This window comes from Leyella stercorea DSM 18206, from assembly GCF_000235885.1.
Lineage (GTDB): Bacteria > Bacteroidota > Bacteroidia > Bacteroidales > Bacteroidaceae > Prevotella > Prevotella stercorea.
In genome coordinates this window covers 1-2,943 of sequence record NZ_JH379415.1, presented here as the reverse complement: position 1 = coordinate 2,943, position 2,943 = coordinate 1, and the positions used below count along the sequence as shown (strand labels likewise).

Here is a 2,943-nt window from a genome sequence, read left to right as displayed (position 1 = left end):
GCCAGGATCAAACTCTACATTGTAAAATATTTCCTACTGCTGACAACTAAGCCGAACTAAGCCTTTTTAAGGCTAACTAAGCATGTTGAAAGCATTTGTTTGTATCTGTTCAGAACGAGCTTCCTTTTATTATTGAAGTTTTAACCTTATATAAGATTAACGGTTCGTATTTTACCCAAGTCTGTGCATTATAAATAATGTAAGACTTGCTTCTTGTACTACTTGTCTGTTTATGTAAATCTTTTCAAAGAACTCTTTTCTTTCGCTTCCTACCCCGACGTTTATCTCGTTGTTAGCTCGATTATTTCGTTTGATACAAACTTTCGCCATGGCATAACTGAAGCAAGCTTCGTTCTGCTCATTTGGCTTATCAAGTTCGTTCTCGAAAGCGGATGCAAAGGTATAACAAAAAACAATACCGTGCAAGTGTTTTGACGAAAAAGTTTCAAAAAAGTTGAGTTTTTAGGCTCAATTTGACTTAAATCAACGAAAACGGGCGGTTTTCGAGGGAAAACAGTCATAAACGAAGCGTATTTGCTTTTTAGAGCGTTAAGCCCTGTATCACACAACTTAGCTTTGAAACAAGCTGCTGTTGACTTACGCCTTCTTTCACCACTATAAATATAGTGTCATCACCGGCTATTGTGCCAAGTATATCTTCAATATGTCCATTATCGATATTGTAAGCAATGGAGCTGGCGTAACCAGGACGTGTACGAATGACCCCTATATTACCAGAGAAGTTTATAGACAGGAAACCTGGCATACGCATCATTTCAGAAGCTAAACGTGGGGATGACACACGTCGATACATGGTTTCATTGGGCAGCACATATACGTATTTGCCATTCATACTGGCTGCCTTAGCAACCTTTAACTGTTTAAGGTCGCGACTGAGTGTTGCCTGCGTCACTTTAAATCCTTCGCGCGCCAAAGCATTGAGCACTTCTTCCTGACTGCCGAGATCATTACTCGATATGAGCATTTTCAACATCTCTATTCTATCGTTCTTTGTCTTCATTATGGTATTTTACGTTATTATCAAAATGCCAACTCTACCTTTGTACGGACTCCTTTTATCTTTGCATTTTCTGCCATTTTCATCACTCGTTTTGCTACAGAGCGACTGACTGCTACGTAGGCATAACGCTCATAGACATCGATTTTACCTATCTGCGTACCCTCAAGTCCGCATGTTTTACAGAGAAATCCGAGGATATCACCCTTCGATACCTTATCCTTTTTGCCTTTACCTATATATAATGTAGCCATGCATGGCTGCGGAGCTGCGCCCTTTGCTGGCTGCAAAGGATGTTCTGCAGTCTGTTCTTTCACATATTCGGGCAGATGTTCCTCTGGACCTAGTATGATAAACGAGCGACCGGTTGCATCCCAGCGGCCTGTTCTACCTATGCGATGTACATATTCATCCTCACCTACGGGTAGATTATAATGAATAATATTAGCCACGTCAGGAATATCCAGTCCGCGTGCAGCGAGGTCGGTTCCGACGAGCACGTTGGTCGAATGGTTAGCGAAGCGATACACTGCTTCCTCGCGCTGACGCTGATCGAGTCCGCCATGTAACGCGCTAATTACAAATCCTTCAGCCGAGAGAAACTTTGCCACACGTTCTACCCCATCGCGATAGTTGAGGAAAACAATCGACTGCTCGCTGCCAAATTCCATGAGCATCTTCAGCAGTGTCTGCAATTTATCCTTCTCTGGCGACTTCACCGTGAACAGACTGATACGATCGGGTGTCTGCTCCTCGCGGTCAAGAAAGTCGACACGTTCCGTTTTGCCCATGCGCACGAAGCGTGGCATCTCCTCGGCGTCGGTAGCCGAGAGCAGCACCCGTCGCTCCACATTAGGCAGACTCTCCACCGCAGTCTGCATTTCGGCGCGGAATCCCATGCGTAGACATTTATCGAACTCGTCAAGCACAAGCCAGTGCACATCGCTCACCGAAAAGTTCTGCTTCGCAATGTGGTCGTTGAGCCTACCTGGCGTTGCGAATACTATCTGCGGTTTGAGACGCACCACCTCGCGATGCTCGTCCATTGTGGCGCGTCCGCCGTAGAGTGCTATCGGACGCAGACCCGTACCCATACTGCGGAATACCTCACACGACTGTAATGCGAGTTCACGACTCGGCACGATAACTACCGCCTGTATCTCGTCGAGTTTAGCATCGAGACGTGTGGCGATAGGGAGCAGATAAGCGAGCGTCTTACCGCTACCTGTCGGCGCGAGCACAACAACATCGCGGTCGGTGTGAAGAATAGCTGAAAGAGTTTCCTCCTGCATAGCATTAAGCTCTTCAATATGGAGCTTGGCGAGAGTGGTGGTGATATCCATATATATAATAATGTATAGTGTATGATTTAATAATTGGGAAATGTATATTATTTGCTTCGAATAATTGCAAAGTTAGTGTTTTTTGACGAAACTACACCACTATTAGGTGCATAAAAAAAGCGACAACCGATAATCGATTGTCGCCTTGTCGGGATGACAAGATTCGAACTTGCGACCCCTACGTCCCGAACGTAGTGCGCTACCAACTGCGCTACATCCCGATTGCCGAATGAGACATATCTCAAAAGCGAGTGCAAAGATACATACTTTTTTCGTAATACGTGCAAGTTTTCACAGAAAATTTTATTAGAACGCGCAAAATAGAACTATTTGCACTCATTCCGCATAAAAAGCAGCAAAAAACTTGCACAGTAAAATTAAAATGCCTACCTTTGCACTCGCTTAAGAAAAAGCACAATGGTGCCATAGCTCAGTTGGTAGAGCAAAGGACTGACATTGTCTATTAATTGGCCTTGTGTCCCCGGTTCGATTCCTGGTGGCACCACTTACAAAGAGTCATTCTTCGGAGTGACTCTTTTTTTGTATATATACGTGCCATAGCTCAGTTGGTAGAGCAAAGGA

General features: G+C 44.5%; 2 protein-coding genes and 2 tRNA genes. 1 reads left to right on the top strand and 3 read right to left on the bottom strand.

All coding sequences use genetic code 11. From position 1 onward, the window contains the following. Positions 1 to 541: 541 nt before the first annotated feature. The 3 genes from argR to HMPREF0673_RS05865 all read right to left on the bottom strand — a co-directional run bounded on the left by argR (position 542) and on the right by HMPREF0673_RS05865 (position 2,582). Positions 542 to 1,021: an arginine repressor gene (argR, locus tag HMPREF0673_RS05875; RefSeq protein ID WP_007899389.1), complete on the bottom strand. Its 480-nt coding sequence runs from the start codon at positions 1,019 to 1,021 to the stop codon at positions 542 to 544. Positions 1,022 to 1,041: 20 nt separating this feature from the next. Then, on the bottom strand, positions 1,042 to 2,361 hold the full coding sequence (locus tag HMPREF0673_RS05870) for a DEAD/DEAH box helicase (protein ID WP_007899388.1): 1,320 nt from the start codon (positions 2,359 to 2,361) through the stop codon (positions 1,042 to 1,044). Positions 2,362 to 2,509: 148 nt separating this feature from the next. Beyond that, positions 2,510 to 2,582: transfer RNA gene (locus tag HMPREF0673_RS05865), tRNA-Pro, on the bottom strand. Positions 2,583 to 2,780: 198 nt separating this feature from the next. Between HMPREF0673_RS05865 and HMPREF0673_RS05860 the strand changes: the two genes are divergently transcribed. Then, positions 2,781 to 2,866: transfer RNA gene (locus HMPREF0673_RS05860), tRNA-OTHER, on the top strand. Positions 2,867 to 2,943: the final 77 nt, after the last annotated feature.